This window comes from Noviherbaspirillum sp. L7-7A, assembly GCF_019052805.1.
Lineage (GTDB): Bacteria > Pseudomonadota > Gammaproteobacteria > Burkholderiales > Burkholderiaceae_D > Noviherbaspirillum_A.
Genome location: NZ_JAHQRJ010000001.1, coordinates 161,330 through 178,267, shown reverse-complemented (window position 1 = coordinate 178,267; position 16,938 = coordinate 161,330). Strand labels below are relative to the sequence as shown.

The window sequence follows — 16,938 nt, the reverse complement described above, 5'->3', positions numbered from 1 at the left end:
AATGCACGGTGCTATGATACCCCCCGCCCGGCAACGTTCAACCACCCCATTTTCCAAGCATCCGATCACCATGAGCCAAGACCAGCAAGCTGCCAACGCCCTCACCCATTTCGACGCCGCCGGCCAGGCCCACATGGTTGATGTCGGCGGCAAGGCCGACACCCACCGCATCGCGCTCGCCTCCGGCGTGATCAGGATGCGCCCCGAAACCCTGGCGCAGATCCTGGCGGGCACCGCGAAGAAAGGCGACGTGCTGGGCATTGCCCGCATCGCCGCCATCATGGCCGCGAAGAAAACCAGCGACCTGATCCCGCTCTGCCACCCGCTGGCGCTGACCCGTGTGACGGTTGACTTCGAGCCGGACGAAAGCCGCAACCAGGTACTGTGCATCGCGCGGGTGGAAACCACCGGCAAGACCGGCGTGGAGATGGAAGCGCTGACCGCGGTGCAGGTCGGCTTGCTGACCATCTACGACATGTGCAAGGCGGTGGACCGGGGGATGGTGATGACGGATGTGAAGGTGCTGGAGAAGCACGGGGGCAAGTCGGGTGATTGGGTGGCGGGGGCCTGAAGAGCGCAGCGTCATTCCCCTGACCGCAACCATCTGCGGATCATTCGTAGATGCCGTTATGCCAGCCAGGCCCCATGTAACGTTGGATCGAAGGCCTGCCGCGACTCAAGCACGCCAAGGGCGTCATGGATGAGCCTTGGTTGGCTTCCCAGCCGCGGCCAGGCGCTGGCGGAACACGCCGCCCCAGGCAGTCCTGTGCAATGCCGCCAGGCAGGCATGCAGTGCGTAGCCTGGGTGAAGCGCAGCGCAACCCGGGCCCTCCATCGGTGAAGCCAGCCGCTGTGCCAGCGAGATGGAAAAGGCAGGGTTCGAAAATGAACCAGGAAAGCCTGGCATGCGTGTCTTGCACGAAGGGGGCAATCCCGGGTTGCGCTGCGCTTCACCCAGGCTACGCTTGCTGGCGTTTTCCTTGGCATGGGCCTGGCGCTCTAAAGCCGCGGCAAGGTGGCTTGTTGCCGGTGCCAGCCTAAAACTCAAACCCGCCCTTCTCCCTTACCTCCTTGGACCCCTCCCCGCCCAGCATCGCCACCAACCTCTTCGCCAGTTCCGGCTCCGCCGCCCCGCTGCATACCGCCGCCGTGTACACCGTCGCCAGCTCGAACTCCGGCGGCAGTGCGGCCACCAGCTGCACGCCCTCGGTGTAGAGGATTTCCGTCACCTGGGTGCATCCCAACAGGCCCGGCTCGTCGCAGGCGGCCATCTGGGCCATGGCGGTGGCGCCGTTCGGGAAGGGCCGCAGCGCCTTTTCGACGTCGGCCAGGATGCCCAGCTGCTTCACCACATTGATGAAGTGGATGCCGGCGGTGGCCTTCTGCGGGTCGGGGAAATAAATGCCCCTGGCTGCCAGCAATGCGGCGCGCAGGCCATCGGCCGTCGACACATCCGGGCGCGGCTGGCCGCGCTTGACCGCGACGCCCGTCTTCACGCGGCCCAGCGGCGCGGCGCTGCCCGGCAGCACATGGCCGGCGGCTTCCAGTTCAGCGATCAGCGCCTGGGTCAGGATCAGCACGTCGCAGGGTGCGCCGGCCAGCAGCTTCTCCTTCATCGCGCCGACTGCGCCGAAGGTGCCGGCAATGCCGGCGCCCGTGTCGTCGCGAAACGCCTGCTGCAATGCCTTGACCACGCCTTGCGCGGCGCCGCCGCTCAGAATCTGTACATCCATTTCTTCTCCTTTGATTGATTGTTCTCGCTGCCCGCGTTCAGGGCAGCAGTTGGGTGATGCGCTGCGCCGTCAACGGCAGCGCGCGCACCCGCACGCCCAGCGCCCGCGCCACCGCATTGCCCAGGGCAGCGGCAGTCGGACCGAGCGCGGCCTCGCCGGCGCCCAGCGACGGCGCGGCCGACGGCATGATGGCCACGTCCACCGCCGGCACCTCGGAAAAGCGCAGTATCGGATACGTGTCCCAGCTGTCGCTGGTGATACGCTCGCCGTTGAAGGCGACTTCTTCCTTCAGCGCCCAGCTGCATGCCTGGATCGCGCCGCCCTCGATCTGGCTGATCACGCCATCCGGGTTGATCACGGTGCCGACATCGACCGAGATGGTCAGCCGGACCGCCCGGATTTCCTGCCCCGCCTCGATTTCGGCTACCACCGCGCACCAGGCGCCGGTGTTCTTGTAGCGGGCGAAGCCGATGCCCAGCCCGCGCTCCGGCGGCAGCTGCGCGCCCGGCCAGCCGGCCCGGCGCGCAGCGTCCTCCAGCACCGCCCGGGCTCGCGGATCGCTGCACTGGGCGAGACGGTATTCCAGCGCATCGCGGCCGGCCGCCAGCGCCAGTTCATCCATGAAGGATTCGATCGCAAACACATTGGCCAGCGCGCCCAGCGCCCGCAATGCCGAGGTGCGCAGCGGCATGGTCAGCAGGCGGTGGCCGGTGGCGCGCCAGGACGGGAAGTCATAGCAGGGCTGCGCATTGCGCTCGGCGCCGCCGCCGGCCGCCAGCGGCGCATTCACCGCAAGTAGCGGTGGAAACGATTGTGCCGTGTGAAAGCTGCCCAACAGCGCCGGCGTGGCGGCGCGGCCGGGGCGATTGCTGTGGCCATTGCTGCGCACGCTATGGCGCCAGTCCAGCACGGCGCCGCTGGCATCCACGTCGGCTTCCAGGTCGACCAGCATGGCCGGGCCGAACGGCGACCAGGCCAGTTCGTCGGCGCGCGACCATTGCACCCGCACCGGCACGCCCGGCAGGGTGCGCGCCAGCCAGGCGGCGTCATAGGCGACATCGTCGGCGCCGTTATGACCGTAGCAGCCGGCGCCCTGGGCATGTTGCACCGTGATGTCGTCCGGCCGCAGCGAAAAGGCCAGCGCCAGGTCTTTCCTCAGGTTGTAGATGCCCTGGCTATGGGTCCAGACCGTCAGCCGGACGCCGTCCCACAGCGCCAGCGCGCAGGAAGGCGCGACCGATGCATGGGCGATATAGGGCTTGCCATAGCTGGCCGACCGGGTAGCCGCCACCGGCGCGCCTGCTGTGCCGTTTTCGCTGGCGGCGATCAGCGCCGACTGCGCCGGCTGCCGCCGCATCCAGCCGGCCAGGTCGTGCTGCCCGGGCAGCGGCGCCGCCGCGGGCGAAGCCTGCCAGGCCAGCAGCGGCGCGGCCAGCGCAGCGGCGCGCTCGGCCAGGTGCTGGCTGGCGGCGACCGCCGCCGCCAGCGAGCCGTCGCACACCAGTTGCGCTTGCCTGCCCTCCAGCGCAGCGGCGGCGGCAGTGCTGGAGGCCAGCCGCGCGCCGGGACCGGGCGGACGCAGCATGCGTGCGTGCCGCATGCCGGGCAGCGTGATGTCATGGATGAAGTGCGGCAGACCGAAAACCTTGGCCGGCAGATCCAGCCGGGCGGCGGCCTGGCCGACCAGGCGGTAGGCGCTGCCATCCTTGGGCGCGACCAGCCCGCTGGCCTCGCGGTCCAGGTCGACCGCGTCCGCCAGCGCCCAGTAGCTGCTGCGACGGCCGTCGGCATGGACGATGTCGCCATCGGCCGTACGCAGTTCCGCCGGCGCGCAATGCAGCAGCGCGGCCGCCGCCTCGAGGAACAGGTGCCTGGCCTCGGCGCCGGCGCAGCGCAGGGCCGCGCCCGATTCCTGCACCGACAGGCTGCCCGAGGTCACTGCCTCGTCCGGACTGGCGGCGGTGCTGGCGGGGATCATGCGCACCTGGTCCAGCCGCAGGTCGAGTTCTTCGGCGACGATCTGGGCCAGCGCGGTCAGGATGCCCTGCCCCAGCTCCACCTTGCCCGACAGCACCTCGACATGGCCCTGGACGGAAAAGCGCAGCCACTGGCACAGGCGGCGGTTGCGCTGCATGCTGCCCGGCAGCGGCGGCCCCGCGCTCTGGCCCTCGGTGGCGCTCACATAGGCCATGTTCATGGCCGGCCGCCAATCGCGGCAGCAGCGCGCAGCACGGCGCGCACGATGCGGTTGTGGGCGCCGCAACGGCAGAGGTTGCGGTCCAGGGCTTCGCGCACCTGCCGCTCGCTGGGGGAGGGATTGCGCCCCAGCAGCGCGGCGGCGGAAATGAGCATGCCGGAAGTGCAGTAGCCGCACTGGGCTGCCTGTTCATCGATGAAGGCCTGCTGCAACGGATGCGGCGCGTCCGGGCTGCCCAGCCCTTCCACCGTCGTGACGGCCTTGCCGGCCACGGCCCATAGCGGCGTATCGCAGGCCGGGACCGGATGGCCGCCCACCAGCACGAAACAGGCGCCGCACTGGCCGGCGCCGCAACCATAGCGGCTGCCCTTCTGGTCCAGCACGTCGCGCAGCGCTTCCAGCAGCGACAGGTCGGGGTCAGCCTCGATCCGGCATTCGCTGCGATTGACAAGCAGCGTGACGGTACCCGACTGGCTCACCGGTCCGCCTTCGCTCCGGAGAGTTTCACGATACGGGCCCATTTGGCGATGTCGTCCTGCATGTATCTCGAAAAGGCGTCCGGGCTCATCTTCATGGGCGTGGCGCCCTGCTTCGCCCAGGCCTGCATCACCTGCGGGTCGGACGCCATCCTGCCCACCTCCTCGTTCAGGCGGTTGACGATGGCAGCCGGCGTGCCCTTGGGCGCCAAGAGGCCCAGCCAGATCACCGCCTCATAATCCGGCACGCCGGACTCGGCCATGGTCGGCACGTTGGGCAGCACCTGGGAGCGGGTCCTGCCGGTGGTGGCCAGCGCCTTGACCCGGCCGCTCCTGACGAATTCGACCATCGTCGGCACCGCGTCGAACATCATGTCGACCTGGCCGCTGAGCACATCGGTGCGGGCGCCGGAACTGCCCTTGTAGGGAATGTGGAGGATGTTGACGCCGGCCATGGCCTTGAACAGTTCGCCGGCCATGTGGTACGGCGTGCCCGGGCCGGAGGAGGCATAGGACAGGTCGCCCGGCCTGGCCTTGGCCATCTTCAGCAGATCCGCCGTGGTGCCGGCTTCCAGCGTCGGCCGGGTCACCAGTACCAGATCGGAATAGTTGATCGGCGCCACCGGCGCGAAGTCGCGCATCAGCTCATACGGCTTGCTGGCGAACAGCGACTCGTTGACGGTATGGGTGTTGGACATCAGCAGCAGGGTGTAACCATCCGGCGCGCTCTTGGCCACCGCCTCGGTGCCGATCAGCGAGCCGGCGCCGGGCCGGTTCTCCACCACGAAGGACTGCTTCAGCACATCCTGCAGCCGTTGCGCCACCGCCCGGCCATAGACATCGGCCGGCCCGCCGGCGGCGAAGGGCACGATGAGCTTCACCGGCCGGCTCGGGTATTCCTGCGCCAGCGCATGGCCGGCGCCTGCCAGCAGAACGGAAGCGAGCACGGCTGTCGCCGCCCGCTGGAAAGGTACAGCGTAGTTGTTGCGCATGGTGGTGTCTCCTCCGCCTTCGTATGATCTTGACGCGCCTGGCCAGGGTGCTGCATGCAGGCGCCGTGAAATTGGTTCTAATTGGTTTTATGAGGTTTGAATATCAAACCAATTTAGCAGCGCGTTCGTGCGATTGTCAATCAACAATTCGGTGTGTGGTCAGCCAGACCGACATCCATTATCATCTGCATTCCCCGTCCAATCCTGACCATCCCTTGTCAACCGATACCGCTTTTCGCCTGAAGGAAATGTTGCTTGCCGACCTGCGCCGCGGCCGCTGGCAGCCGGGCGAACGGTTGCCGGCCGAGCGGCAGATGATGGAAGCCTTTCAGGTAGGCCGCTCCACGGTGCGCCGGGTGCTGACCCAGATGAAGGAAATGGGGCTGATCACGCAAAGCGTGGGCAGCGGCACCTACCTGGCGCCGGACGCGCTGGAACGCCTGGCGCAGGCAGCGCCCGCAGCCGATGCGATGCTTCCCACAATGGGCACCAGCCCGGCCGAACTGATGGAGGCGCGCATCGCCTTCGAGCCGGCGCTGGTGGAGATGACCATACGCAATGCCAACAGCGCCGACTTCTCCATCATGGAGCAATGCCTGGCCAAGGCCGAGGATGCGATCAGCTTCGAGGAATTCGAACACTGGGATGGCGCGCTGCACCAGGCAATTGCCGAGGCAACCCACAACAGCTTCGTGCTGACGGTATTTCGGCTGATGCATGAAGTGCGGGAGCGTGCCGAATGGGGGCAACTGAAGCGAAAGAGCCTGACGCCGGACCGGCGGCGCGCCTATCAGAATGAGCATCGGATACTGGTAAATGCCCTGCGCGAGCGGGATGCGCCGCTGGCCCGCAAAGCCATCATCGAACACCTGATGCATGTAAGACGCAATCTGTTCCACCCGGAAAGCATGGAATAGGCGGGGCAAGTCAGGACACAGCGTCCCGGCCATCGCCATGCATTTGATAAGGCAACATAAAGGAGACTGCGATGGTGAAGTTGACTTTGCTGTATGGCCACCCGGCCGATTCGGTGGCGTTCGAATCGTATTACGCCCATACCCACCTGCCGCTGGCGGCCAAGATACAGGGGTTGCGGCGCGCCGAGTTCTCGCTGGTGAACGGAACGGCTGACGGCAGCAAGCCGGCCTACTACCGGATCGCTGAACTCTATTTCGACGACATGGACCATATGCAGCAAGTCATGGGTTCCGCCGAGGCCAAGGTGGCGGTGGGCGACCTGCCGAATTTCGCCAATGGCGGCGTGACCACGCTGGTGTCGGAAATCAGCTAGCCGCAAAGCCGGCGCCCAAAAAAAAATCGCCCGCTAGCGGGCGATTTTCATTTCTTCAGCGACGCTGAATTCAGATTCAGGCTGCTGCGCTATCGGCCACGGCCGAGACGGTCTGGTTGGCTGCTGCCTGCACGGGCTTGACGAACTGGCCGGACAGATTGGCTGCCTGCGCCTGCATGGCTTCGCCGGTCTGCTTGGCCACCTTGTTGACCTGCTCGTACACGGCATTGGCCGTGCCCATCATGGACTTCACCAGCGCCATCGCGTCGGACGAACCGGCCGGAGCGGCGGAGGCGAACTGGTCGACGATGGCAGTGGCCGCGCGGCTGACTTCGGCAACCTGGGCTTCAGCGGTCTTGGCAAAGATCTGCTGGGTTTCGGTGAAGATCTCGCCCAGGTAACGGGCGTAGGAAGCGGCCTTCTCGTTGTTCGGCTGGAACTGGGCCGTTACCAGCGCGAAGAATGCCTGCGGGTCGCGCGCAGTGGTCGCCTGGGTCAGCACATTGCCGAAATCCTGGGCGGATGCCTTCATGGCTGCCAGATTCAGCGTGGCCACTTTCTCGGCGCTTTCCAGCGCGCTGCCAGCCAGGGTCTGGAATGCGCTTGCCTGCGACTGCATCAGCGCCTTGCTGGAATTGAGGTATTGCTCGACATTGGGAAACATGCGGTTCTCCGAAATGATTCAGGTTGCGATGGATGGTTTGGATCATCTGCACTGCTTATATTGCAGTGCAACATAATGGGATTTTACGCGACAATCCTGGGTTTTGGTCAGCAAATTCTTTGTTCAAACCGAAATTCGCACATTTGAGCGACATAGGCTTGATTTCAAGAAAGAAACTTGCTGGTGTTCAGGGTTTCCTTGAACGGCTGCCAGACTTGCCCGACGATGCATTCTTTTGCATGGCCTGCGTGCGGCTGGCCTTGACGGCTGACTTTGGCACCACAGTGTCCTTGGCCAGCGTTTTCGCATCAGGCGTGGCGGCAGCGGAGATCACCGGCGCGGACTTGGCGACATTATTGATGGCTTCCGTCACCTCCTGCACTGCCTGCGGCACTTCCGGCGCGGCTTCGGGCCGGGATGGGGCGGCGGCGACAGCGGGCTGAGCCGGAGCGTCAACCCTGGCTTCGGCTGGTACCAGCGCCTCGACCGGCATCGGAGGCTCCTGCACGGCTGCTTCCATTGCCGCCGGCGGCACTACGCCCTGCAGGTCCAGCGCAGCAGTTGCTGCAACAGGTGCGGCAGGCGCATCAGTGGCGGCTGCGGCCGGGTCTTGCGTCACGGGCGTGACCATCCTGCCGGCGATGCCGCGCAACTGCACTGCATAATCGGTCCAGACCTGCGGGACCGGGCGCATCACGGTGGCGGCCAATTGAAGGAATTCGACTGGATTATTCGCGGCCAGCAGCTTCTGCACCGCGCCGGTCAGGGCCTCGGCGGATGCCTTGCCGGTGCGTACATTCAGCACGCCGATCTGGTGGCTGATTTCAAGCAGGTTGCCGGCGATCCGGCCTGCCTGGACCATCCGGGAATTCAACTGTGCAAGTGCGTCGCTTTTGAACTGTTCTTGTAGTGGATACATGGATTCCTCGTGGAAAGAACATCGTAATATTTACGATTGCTGCTATGCAGCAAACCGAATTCTAGCCCACTATTCAGGCAATTTATCTATCCAGAGAAAAAATAGGAATGCGTAACGGCATGAATTATTGGAGGAAATACTTGTGCGCACCCTTCTTCAGCCGCTCTGCCCGCACGGCAATTGAACCCAAACCGTGCAATATGGTCAACAGTGAATACGCAGCGCAACATTGCCGTTTGTCGAACAATGTTGCGCTTTCTGTCAAAGGCGTCCTGATGCAGCCACCCGAAAATGGAAACCACAGCGATTGCATGAAACAGCAATGATGACTCTGGGTACCGACCAAGCCCCGCAGGGCAGCGCCAGCGATGCCGCCCTGTCCAGCCTCGTCGGTCTGGCACGCCTGTCGCGCCTGACCCTGCTCTATCACGGCCCGGTCGGCGATGACGGCGGCCGTGAACAGGGTGCGGCGCTGGCCCGCGCCAGCAATGGCGACATCGCCGTGCTGTTCGACGCCGGCAGCGATATGCCGCTGCCCGATCTGCTCAGCGCGATTGAGGAAGCGGTCCTGGAGGCCCGGCCGGAGGCGCCGCTGGCGCCACCGATGGCGGGTCCGGCGGAAGCATTGCTGGCATGGCAAAAGGCGCTGGATTTGCGTTTCCTGCTCGTTTTCTACCGGTTCGATGTCGCCCTCGCGCAGGCTGGCGCCGCCTTCGAAGCCGAGTTGCTGCGCCTGGTGCGCGATCCGGCGCTGGACCTGAGCCTGCTCTTGCTGATGGATGAAGCAGCCGCGCCGCTGCTGGAACGCCTGCGCGCCGAACTTCCCGACCTCGGGGAGGACTACCTGCGCCTGCCGGAACCAGCCACGCCGTCCGGGCTGCGCGGCAGCGCGCCGATGCCGGAACCGGAGCCGACCCTGCCGGCGCCATCGTTCGCCGCGCCGGCAACGCCGCTGCGCGACGAACCCGCACCGGATATCCCTGACGAACCGGCGCCCCTCACGCCAGACTGGCTGCAACGCCAGGAGCCCGCCTTCAAGCCGTCCGGCGGGCTGTTCTGGCCGGAGCCGGTATCCGAACAGGACGAGGACGACGGGCAAGCCACGGCCGAAGCCGCTCCCGGCCCGCCAGCGCCACGCCGGCGCCGCCCCTTCCCTTCCCTGCTGGAACAGGCGGCGCCGGACCTGTCATTCGAGGCGGATGGCACGGCAACCGTAGACGCGCCGGCGGCTGCCGGCGCAAGGGTGGAACCGGTATGGACTGCGCCACAGCATGGGGCCGTGCCCGCCTATCGCGAGCCGCGGCCCTTGCCGCTGGCGGCATGGATGCACAAGCGCCAGGGACGACGGCGCCGCGCCACCCTGGCACTGGCAAGCGCGGCCGGCATGAGCGGCAGCATCCTGTTCGTCTTCATGCTGGTGCTGGCGCTGGTCTGCTGGGAATTGCCGCAACTACACTGAGTGCGTCTGCCCTGGCGGCTGCCGGCCATTGGTGATTGGCCGCTGGCGACGGCTCAGGCCAGCAGGCCAGCCACCAGGTCGACCGGCCCTGGCGCTGCGCCATCGAAGCGCAGCGCCGCTTCCACATGATTGAGATGCTCCAGCATCAGTGCCGCCGCCTGCCGCGCATCGCCGGACCTGGCCGCCTGCAGGAAGGCCACATGCTCGTCGGATGAGCAGGCGGCATCGCGCACCGACTGGTACAGCATGGTGATGAGCGAGCTGCGCGCCACCAGTTCCTGCACGATTTCGGTCAGCACCGGGTTGCCCACCACCTGCGCCAGCAGCACATGGAAGTCGCCCAGCAGTTGCGAGCGGGCCTTGGAATCGGGCCTGGCCACGGCCGCGCGCTCGTTCCTGATGTGCCTTTCCAGCCTTACATAATCCGCCGGCCTGGCCTTTTCCACGAACTGCGCCACCAGCGCCGCCTCGATGGTGCGGCGGGCGGCAAACACGTCGCGGGCTTCGGTTTCGGTCGGCTGGCTGACGAAGGCGCCCTTGTCGGGCACGATGTTGATCAGCTTGTCCTTGGACAGGATCAGCAGCGCAGCGCGGATCTTGGTGCGGCTGACCGAGTAGACCCGCGACAGCGCCTCTTCGCGCAGCTTGGTGCCGGGCGGCAGCTTGCGCGCCGCGATCGCGGCGGCGATATCGTCCGCGATCCAGGCCGAACTGCGGCTGCCAGTCTTTTCTTCGGTGTCGGTGGTGGTCATGATGAACGCGTGTGGCGGGCCTGTTTCGTGCATGCCGCGATGGCCGTCACTATACCAGCCCGCCCTGCCCGGCGCAGCTGCCATGTACACTTTTTTTGTATACAATCTTTGCATCCGATACTATACTTTGACCGACTTGACCAAGGAGCGATCATGACCGCGGCAGCAGAACCAACAGACACCGGCGCGCTTGTAATGCGCCACGCCGACCAACTGGCGCAGCACACCGAGATGCCGGGCATGCTCACGCGCACCTATCTGACCCCGGCGCACCATGCCGCCAGCGCATTGCTGACGCAATGGATGACCGAAGCCGGCATGACTGTGCGGCGCGACGCCGCCGGCAATGTGATCGGCCGCTATGAAGGCGCAACGCCGAATGCGCCGGCGCTCCTCACCGGCTCCCATTTCGACACCGTGCGCAATGGCGGCAAATACGACGGCAACCTGGGCATCATCCTGCCCATCGCCTGCATCGCCGCCTGGCATTGCCAGGGCCGGCGCTTCCCGTTCGCCATCGAGGTGATCGGCTTCGCCGAAGAGGAAGGCGTGCGCTTCAAGGCTACCCTCTTGGGCAGCCGCGCCATCGCCGGCACCTTTGATCACAGCGTGCTGGAGCGGCGCGACGACGCCGGCATCAGCATGCGCGAGGCCATCGCCGCGGCCGGCTTCGACGCCGCCGCCCTGCCCGCCGCGGCCTATCGCCGCCAGGACGTGCTGGCCTTCGTCGAAGTGCATATCGAGCAGGGCCCGGTGCTGCTGGACGAGGGCTTGCCGGTTGGCGTGGTCACCGCAATTTCCGGCGCATCCCGCTTCATGGTGCAGGCCACCGGCCTGGCCGGCCATGCCGGCACCGTGCCGATGGGCCTGCGCCGCGACGCGGCGATGGCCGCCGCCGAGATTGGCCTCTACATCGAGCGCCGCTGCTCCGGCACGCCGGGCCTGGTCGGCACCGTTGGCGTGCTGGAAGTGCCCAACGGCGCGGCCAATGTGGTGCCGGGCCGGGCCGTCTTCACCATCGACATCCGCGCCGAGCAGGACGCGGTGCGGCTGGCTGCCGTGGCCGACGTGCTGCGCGAGATGCAGGCGATCGCCGCGCGCCGCAATGTGGGTCTGGACATCAACCAGACCCATGACGCCGCCAGCGTGCCCTGCGCGCCCTGGCTGCAGGCGCAGCTGGAACAGGCGATCGCCGGCCTTGGCATGCCGCTGCGCCACCTGCCTTCCGGCGCCGGCCATGACGCCATGGCGGTTGCCGCGCTGACCGATGTGGCGATGCTGTTCGTCCGTTGCGGCAATGGCGGCATCAGCCACCATCCCGACGAAACCATGACCGCCGCCGACGCGCAGGCGGCAGCCGATGTATTTACCCGCTTCGTTGAAAGCTTTCTTCCGCAACAGGCCGCGGCCTGATCCGTTACCTTTTACTGAAAGACTGGCATGACTGAATTACTGATCGATGGCTTTACCCTTTCCGCGCAACAGGTGCTGGCCGTGGCGCGCGACACCTCCATCAAGGTGGGCCTGGCGCCTTCCTCGCGCGCGGCACTGAAGGAAAGCCGCGACTACATCGAAGCCAACTGGATGCATGACGAAGCGCCGATGATGTACAGCTTCAACACCGGCGTTGGCCTGCTGAAGGACACCCGCATCAGCGTCGACCATATCGAGCTGTTCCAGACCCAGATGATCCGCGCCCATGCGGCCGGCATGGGCGAGCCGTTCTCCGAGGAAGTCAGCCGCGCCACCATGCTGCTGCGCGCCAATGCCTTCGCCAGCAACTATTCCGCGCCGCGGGTGGAAGTGGTAAACCGCCTGCTGGACTTCGTCAATGCCGGCATCCATCCCGTGATGCCGCAGAAGGGCTCGGTTGGCGCCTCGGGCGACCTGGCGCCGCTGGCCTACCTGGCCGCCGCGATTGCCGGCTTCGACGAAGCCGAGGTGATGTACCGCGGCCAGCGCATGCGCGCGCCGCAGGCCATTGCCGAAGCCGGACTGTCGCCGGTGAAGTTCGACCTGAAGGCCAAGGATGCTTCCGCCCTGATCAATGGCTGCACCGTGTCGCTGGCCGTTGCCGTGCTGGCCGCCGACGATGCCCGCAACCTGCTGTCCGACGCCTGCCTGTCGCTGGGGCTGACGCTGGAAGCGATGCGGGCCGAGATGGCGGGCTTTGACGAGCGCATCCACAGGGCGCGCCCGCATCCGGGCCAGATCAAGACCGCCGCCATCGTCAGGAAGCTGCTGGCCGGCTCCACCCGCGCCAGCCACGAGGCGCGCGCCGTACAGTTCCCCGATGAACTGCGCCGCACCGACATCGCCTATACGCCGCGCATCCAGGACGTGTATTCGCTGCGCTGCGCGCCGCAGGTCTATGGCCCGGTGTTCGATGCGCTGGACTACATCGACACCATCATCGGCAACGAGATCAATGCCGCCACCGACAATCCGCTGATCTTCGGCAAGGATGGCGGCGGCTTCGAGATCATCTCCGGCGGCAACTTCCACGGCCAGTACCTTGCGCAGGCAATGGACCTGCTGGCCATGGCCGTGACCGACCTCGGCAGCATCTGCGAGCGCCGCATCGCGCGCCTGATCGACCCGACCCTGTCATGGGGCCTGCCGCGCAACCTGATGACCGGCATCCGCGGCGTCAATACCGGCTATCCGGTGGTGCAATGCTCGATGAGTTCGCTGGTGATGGAGAACCGCACGCTGTGCATGCCCGGCAGCGTCGACAGCATCCCGTCCAAGGGCAACAGCGAAGACCACATCTCCAACTCCACCTGGTGCGCCCGCAAGGCCGCAACCGTGGTGGCCAACACCCGCTATATCGTCGGCGTGGAAATGCTGCTGGCGGCGCAGGCGCTGACCATGACCGAATCGCTGCTGCCGGGCTTCGTTCTTGGCGCTGGCACGCAGGCCGCTTACGACGAGGTACGGCGCCAGATCCCGGCGTGCCTGGAAGGCGACCGCTGGTTCCATGACGATATCGAGGTTGCGCATTCCTTCGTGGCGAGCGGGTCGGTGCGGGCGGCTGTGGAGGCGAAGATAGGGAAGTTTGCCTGACGGCTGGTGATGGTGATGGTGATGGTGAAAACACCATTGCCGTTGCCGTTGCCGTTGCCGTTGCCGTTGCCGTTGCCGTTGCCGTTGCCGTTGCCGTTGCCGTTGCCGTTGCCGTTGCCGTTGCCGTCGCCGTCGCCGTTGCGGTTGCGGTTGCGGTTGCTTTTGAAGTGGCCGTTGCCGTTGCAGTGAAATCCCGTTGAGCGCGCCGTGTCAGCGGTGCCCGGAGCGGATAAGGTGCGGCGTCTGTCTGAGCGCAGCGCAGCGTAGCGAGTTTAGCCGCGCCCCGCTCCGGGTGCCGCTGACACGGGGACCCCGCGCAGCGGGGCGCGATCACCGGGTCGCCTTTTTTTGGTTACTTTTTTTGGCGAAGCAAAAAAAGTGACCCGGCCGCCGGGACGGACTCCCGGCTTGCCTCCACGGCAGTGCAGGCGCCTTGCGTTACCCGGCAACGCACGGGCAGCACTGTCGGTGTTGTCGTTCGACGTGGTTCATGCAAAACCCTTGACGTCAAAGGCAACTGCTGCTTCGCAGTGACGCCTTTACGCCGGGTGAAACAAGCCCACTGCACTGTCGTCATGACCAGGCCGGGTGTTCGCCCCGGCAGGCGACCTACTTCTTTTGCTTCGCCGTAACTATTCAGCATTCATAGAACGCAAGACGTATGCAGCCTTAACCTGTCGAAGGCATGCGACCGCTAAATAGCATGGTCAATGCCTGTATCAGATCCTTCGATTGCTTCTGCAATGTCCCTATGTAGGAACGAATGCTGCAATACGCCTGCGCGCCCGCAAAGCTGCGGTAGCATCCGCATACCTTCTGCTTGAGCTTGGGCATGCGAAGGTCGCGCTCGGCAAGGTTGTTCGTGAACGGCACCCGTGCATCATGCATGAAACGCAGCACATCATCAGCGTGTTGCTCCAGCCGCTTGATCAGGTTGTATGTGGTGCTTTGCTTGATGCCGCCTCGCTTGTCCTTGCGGGTCAGGTCAGTCAGCCTTTGCGGATTATGCTGGCGACCCTGCTCAAGGAGCTCACGGTATCGGCGACGGTAGCTTGCAGCAACATGCTGGCTCAACACCCCATCCTCGCTGGCATCCACAGCATGATTCATCTTCACAAGCAAGCTCATCATGTCTTGCGCCCATTGCTGCCCGGTCGAGTCGATTACGAACTCCAGCTCACGCAAATGATGCGCGTTGCATAACGCATGTTGTACGTTGAAACGGTAGTAGGAAGGCCAGCCGTCATGCACGGCCACACCCTTGAAGCGCGGCAGCAGGTTCAACGCCTCCAGCGCCTGGTAGCCGCGGCGCGCATGCACCTGATAGACCACTGCGTCCTCGGTCGATGCACTGTGCATCCAGTACAGCTTGGTGCCCACGCGCATGCCCGTTTCATCGAAGTGCACTACTGGCGCCTGCAGCAGTGACTCGCCCAGCGCCTGCACCACCGGTGCCACAGCGGCGTGCGCCTGCGCAATGGCGGCATGCACGCTGGCCGGGGACATCGTCACGCCAAACAAGTCCTGCATCAGGCGCGTGCATCGCTTCATCGGCACATGCTGATACTGCGTCAGATAAACCACCGCAGCCTTGATGGTCGCACCGTACTGTGCCGCCTGCGTCACCCCCTCGGGATAGCATCCGGTATGCGCCTGGCCGCAACGGCAGCGCACACGCTGCAGGCGATGCTCGATCACCGTCATGCGAATGGCAGGCAAGTCAATGACCTGACGCCCTTGCACATCGATCGTGGCGGTGCGCAGGTCGAGTTTGCTGCCACATGCCGTGCAGCGTTGCGGTGGCTGATGCACTTGCACTTGGTCAGCCACGTCGACTCGTTTCAATGTCGATCCGGGATGTCCCTTCTGCCCGCCCGCACTGGCCTTGCCAGCCACGCGGCGTGATTTAGGCTTGCGTTTGAAGCCGTCTGACGAAGGCGGCTTGCTAGAGTTACTGCTGTTTTTAAGCAGCATCGCTTCGAGCTTGTCGAGGCGATCCCAGAGTTGCAGGATCAGCTCGTCCTTTTGCTCGAAGCTCAGAGTGGAGAGATCGGGACGTGATTTCATGACATCGCACTATGCACCTGAATGAAGGAATTTAACAGTCTGATGCTGAATAGTTACGCTTCGCCAAAAGAAGTAGGCAAGAAAAGGCGACCCGGTGATCGCGCCCCGCTGCGCGGGGTCCCCGTGACGGCGATGCCTGAAGCGGGGCGCGGCTAAACTCGCTACGCTACGCTGCGCTCAGACAGACGCCGCACCTTATCCGCTTCAGGCATCGACGGCACGGCGCGCTCAACGGGATCTGAACTGCAACGGCAACGGCAACTGCAACTGCAACTGCAACTGCGTCCCTCTACGCGCTCTCCCGCGCCATCAGCGTAAACCCCAGATCGATCTGCCGCGCCACCGGCTCCTCCCCCTCAATCACCCCGCGCAGCATGCGCGCCGCCTCGAACCCGATGCGGTAACGCGGCGTCGCGATGGTGGTAACCGATGGATTCATCCACGCCGACAGCGGCAGGTCATTGAACCCACAGATGGCCAGTTCTTCCGGTACCGCGATGCCACGCCGCTGGCACTGGTAAATCGCGCCATAGGCCAGGTCGTCGTTGCAGCAGAACACCGCGTCGCAGTCCGGCGCCATCGCCAGCATGCGGCCCAGCAGCTCGGCGCCGAGCGCAACCGTGGAGGGATCAGGCACCAGCAGTTCCCGCTTCGGGTCGTAGAGGCCCGCCTGCCGCAGCGCGGCGCGATAGCCTTCGGCGCGCTTTAAGGTACGGTCGTCGAGCTGGGCGCCGATGAAGCCGATGCGGCGCCTGCCCTTCTTGATCAGATGGCTGGTCATTGCATGGCCAGCCTGGTGCTGCGAGAAGCCGACCGCGAGCCGGCTCGGGTCGTCAGGGATGTCCATCATGGATACCACCGGCACGCCGGAGGCCTCCAGCATCTGGCGCACTTCGGCGCTTTGCGCCACGCCGGTCAGCAGCACGCCGTCGGGATTGGACTGCAGATGGATGCGCAGGAACTTGGCCTCCTCCGCATTGGAATAACGGGTATTGCCGATCAACATCTGGAAGCCTTCGGCATCCAGTGCATCCTGTATGCCGGCCAGCGTATCGGTAAAGACCGCATTCGACAGCGACGGCACCAGCACCGAGATCACGTTCGAACGCGACGACGCCAGGCTGCGCGCAGCCCGGTTCGGCACATAGCCCAGCGCGGCCACCGCCTCGTTGACTCGCAGCCGCAGCGTCTCCGACACGAGGCCGGGATTGGAGATGGCGCGCGATGCGGTCATCAGCGCCACGCCGGCATGGCTGGCCACGTCGGCCAGCGTCACGCGGCCGCTGGAGCGGCTGCGTGCGGCCCGCTTTGCCGTCGGGCGC

16 protein-coding genes are annotated in these 16,938 nt (G+C 65.4%); 7 read left to right on the top strand and 9 right to left on the bottom strand.

Annotated elements, in window-relative coordinates:
• The first annotated feature begins 70 nt into the window (after positions 1 to 70).
• Entirely contained in the window at positions 71 to 571 is a 501-nt protein-coding gene (gene moaC / locus KTQ42_RS00865) for a cyclic pyranopterin monophosphate synthase MoaC (RefSeq protein ID WP_217343774.1), read from the top strand.
• Between the two features lie 466 nt (positions 572 to 1,037).
• Here the strand turns inward: moaC and KTQ42_RS00860 are convergent, their stop codons facing one another.
• From KTQ42_RS00860 to KTQ42_RS00845, 4 genes are read right to left on the bottom strand one after another with little or no spacing between them, the layout of a single operon-like run.
• Positions 1,038 to 1,733: a substrate-binding domain-containing protein gene (locus KTQ42_RS00860; protein ID WP_217343773.1), complete on the bottom strand. Its 696-nt coding sequence runs from the start codon at positions 1,731 to 1,733 to the stop codon at positions 1,038 to 1,040.
• A gap of 37 nt (positions 1,734 to 1,770) precedes the next feature.
• Entirely contained in the window at positions 1,771 to 3,930 is a 2,160-nt protein-coding gene (locus KTQ42_RS00855) for a molybdopterin cofactor-binding domain-containing protein (RefSeq protein WP_217343772.1), read from the bottom strand.
• A complete protein-coding gene (locus KTQ42_RS00850) occupies positions 3,927 to 4,409 on the bottom strand; it encodes a (2Fe-2S)-binding protein (RefSeq protein WP_349292110.1) in 483 nt (160 codons plus the stop codon). Before KTQ42_RS00850 ends, KTQ42_RS00855 begins: the two co-directional genes overlap by 4 nt.
• Positions 4,406 to 5,398, bottom strand: coding sequence for a tripartite tricarboxylate transporter substrate binding protein (locus KTQ42_RS00845; RefSeq protein ID WP_217343770.1), 993 nt, complete (start codon positions 5,396 to 5,398; stop codon positions 4,406 to 4,408). Before KTQ42_RS00845 ends, KTQ42_RS00850 begins: the two co-directional genes overlap by 4 nt.
• Positions 5,399 to 5,553: 155 nt before the next feature.
• Here KTQ42_RS00845 and KTQ42_RS00840 point away from each other — a divergent pair, with 155 nt between their 5' ends.
• Both KTQ42_RS00840 and KTQ42_RS00835 read left to right on the top strand, forming a co-directional pair.
• Positions 5,554 to 6,315: a FadR/GntR family transcriptional regulator gene (locus KTQ42_RS00840; protein WP_349292109.1), complete on the top strand. Its 762-nt coding sequence runs from the start codon at positions 5,554 to 5,556 to the stop codon at positions 6,313 to 6,315.
• 71 nt (positions 6,316 to 6,386) lie between these two features.
• The gene (locus KTQ42_RS00835) at positions 6,387 to 6,689 is read left to right on the top strand and encodes an EthD family reductase (RefSeq protein WP_217343769.1); all 303 of its coding nucleotides are present in this window, start codon (positions 6,387 to 6,389) and stop codon (positions 6,687 to 6,689) included.
• Between the two features lie 76 nt (positions 6,690 to 6,765).
• Here KTQ42_RS00835 and KTQ42_RS00830 read toward each other — a convergent pair whose 3' ends face one another.
• Together KTQ42_RS00830 and KTQ42_RS00825 are read right to left on the bottom strand one after the other, a co-directional pair.
• A complete protein-coding gene (locus KTQ42_RS00830) occupies positions 6,766 to 7,353 on the bottom strand; it encodes a phasin family protein (protein ID WP_217343768.1) in 588 nt (195 codons plus the stop codon).
• Positions 7,354 to 7,540: 187 nt separating this feature from the next.
• Positions 7,541 to 8,272 carry a phasin family protein gene (locus tag KTQ42_RS00825; RefSeq protein ID WP_217343767.1) on the bottom strand — a complete coding sequence of 244 codons (732 nt, stop codon included), beginning with the start codon at positions 8,270 to 8,272 and terminating at the stop codon, positions 7,541 to 7,543.
• Positions 8,273 to 8,594: 322 nt separating this feature from the next.
• On the opposite strand from KTQ42_RS00825, the gene KTQ42_RS00820 reads away from it, so the two are divergent.
• Positions 8,595 to 9,731: a hypothetical protein gene (locus KTQ42_RS00820; protein WP_217343766.1), complete on the top strand. Its 1,137-nt coding sequence runs from the start codon at positions 8,595 to 8,597 to the stop codon at positions 9,729 to 9,731.
• A gap of 53 nt (positions 9,732 to 9,784) precedes the next feature.
• Here the strand turns inward: KTQ42_RS00820 and KTQ42_RS00815 are convergent, their stop codons facing one another.
• Positions 9,785 to 10,483, bottom strand: coding sequence for a GntR family transcriptional regulator (locus tag KTQ42_RS00815; protein WP_217343765.1), 699 nt, complete (start codon positions 10,481 to 10,483; stop codon positions 9,785 to 9,787).
• A 153-nt stretch (positions 10,484 to 10,636) separates the two neighbouring features.
• Here KTQ42_RS00815 and KTQ42_RS00810 point away from each other — a divergent pair, with 153 nt between their 5' ends.
• Genes KTQ42_RS00810 through KTQ42_RS00800 form a run of 3 tightly spaced genes read left to right on the top strand, consistent with a single transcriptional unit; the run spans position 10,637 to position 13,738 of the window.
• Positions 10,637 to 11,896, top strand: coding sequence for an allantoate amidohydrolase (locus KTQ42_RS00810; RefSeq protein ID WP_217343764.1), 1,260 nt, complete (start codon positions 10,637 to 10,639; stop codon positions 11,894 to 11,896).
• 27 nt (positions 11,897 to 11,923) lie between these two features.
• The gene (locus tag KTQ42_RS00805) at positions 11,924 to 13,549 is read left to right on the top strand and encodes an aromatic amino acid ammonia-lyase (RefSeq protein WP_217343763.1); all 1,626 of its coding nucleotides are present in this window, start codon (positions 11,924 to 11,926) and stop codon (positions 13,547 to 13,549) included.
• 15 nt (positions 13,550 to 13,564) lie between these two features.
• Entirely contained in the window at positions 13,565 to 13,738 is a 174-nt protein-coding gene (locus KTQ42_RS00800; RefSeq protein WP_217343762.1) for a hypothetical protein, read from the top strand.
• 480 nt (positions 13,739 to 14,218) lie between these two features.
• Here the strand turns inward: KTQ42_RS00800 and KTQ42_RS00795 are convergent, their stop codons facing one another.
• The gene (locus KTQ42_RS00795; protein WP_217343761.1) at positions 14,219 to 15,616 is read right to left on the bottom strand and encodes an IS66 family transposase; all 1,398 of its coding nucleotides are present in this window, start codon (positions 15,614 to 15,616) and stop codon (positions 14,219 to 14,221) included.
• Between the two features lie 289 nt (positions 15,617 to 15,905).
• On the bottom strand, positions 15,906 to 16,892 hold the full coding sequence (locus KTQ42_RS00790; protein ID WP_349292163.1) for a LacI family DNA-binding transcriptional regulator: 987 nt from the start codon (positions 16,890 to 16,892) through the stop codon (positions 15,906 to 15,908).
• Positions 16,893 to 16,938 lie beyond the last annotated feature (46 nt).

Excerpts from the sequence above, each read along its gene's own strand:
- KTQ42_RS00835 (WP_217343769.1), top strand. The coding sequence starts at position 6,387 with ATGGTGAAGTTGACTTTGCTGTATGGCCACCCGGCCGATTCGGTGGCG.
- moaC (WP_217343774.1), top strand. The coding sequence starts at position 71 with ATGAGCCAAGACCAGCAAGCTGCCAACGCCCTCACCCATTTCGACGCC.
- KTQ42_RS00800 (WP_217343762.1), top strand. The coding sequence starts at position 13,565 with ATGGTGATGGTGAAAACACCATTGCCGTTGCCGTTGCCGTTGCCGTTG.
- KTQ42_RS00830 (WP_217343768.1), bottom strand. The coding sequence starts at position 7,353 with ATGTTTCCCAATGTCGAGCAATACCTCAATTCCAGCAAGGCGCTGATG.
- KTQ42_RS00810 (WP_217343764.1), top strand. The coding sequence starts at position 10,637 with ATGACCGCGGCAGCAGAACCAACAGACACCGGCGCGCTTGTAATGCGC.
- KTQ42_RS00825 (WP_217343767.1), bottom strand. The coding sequence starts at position 8,272 with ATGTATCCACTACAAGAACAGTTCAAAAGCGACGCACTTGCACAGTTG.
- KTQ42_RS00855 (WP_217343772.1), bottom strand. The coding sequence starts at position 3,930 with ATGAACATGGCCTATGTGAGCGCCACCGAGGGCCAGAGCGCGGGGCCG.
- KTQ42_RS00815 (WP_217343765.1), bottom strand. The coding sequence starts at position 10,483 with ATGACCACCACCGACACCGAAGAAAAGACTGGCAGCCGCAGTTCGGCC.
- KTQ42_RS00845 (WP_217343770.1), bottom strand. The coding sequence starts at position 5,398 with ATGCGCAACAACTACGCTGTACCTTTCCAGCGGGCGGCGACAGCCGTG.
- KTQ42_RS00795 (WP_217343761.1), bottom strand. The coding sequence starts at position 15,616 with ATGAAATCACGTCCCGATCTCTCCACTCTGAGCTTCGAGCAAAAGGAC.
- KTQ42_RS00860 (WP_217343773.1), bottom strand. The coding sequence starts at position 1,733 with ATGGATGTACAGATTCTGAGCGGCGGCGCCGCGCAAGGCGTGGTCAAG.
- KTQ42_RS00820 (WP_217343766.1), top strand. The coding sequence starts at position 8,595 with ATGATGACTCTGGGTACCGACCAAGCCCCGCAGGGCAGCGCCAGCGAT.
- KTQ42_RS00805 (WP_217343763.1), top strand. The coding sequence starts at position 11,924 with ATGACTGAATTACTGATCGATGGCTTTACCCTTTCCGCGCAACAGGTG.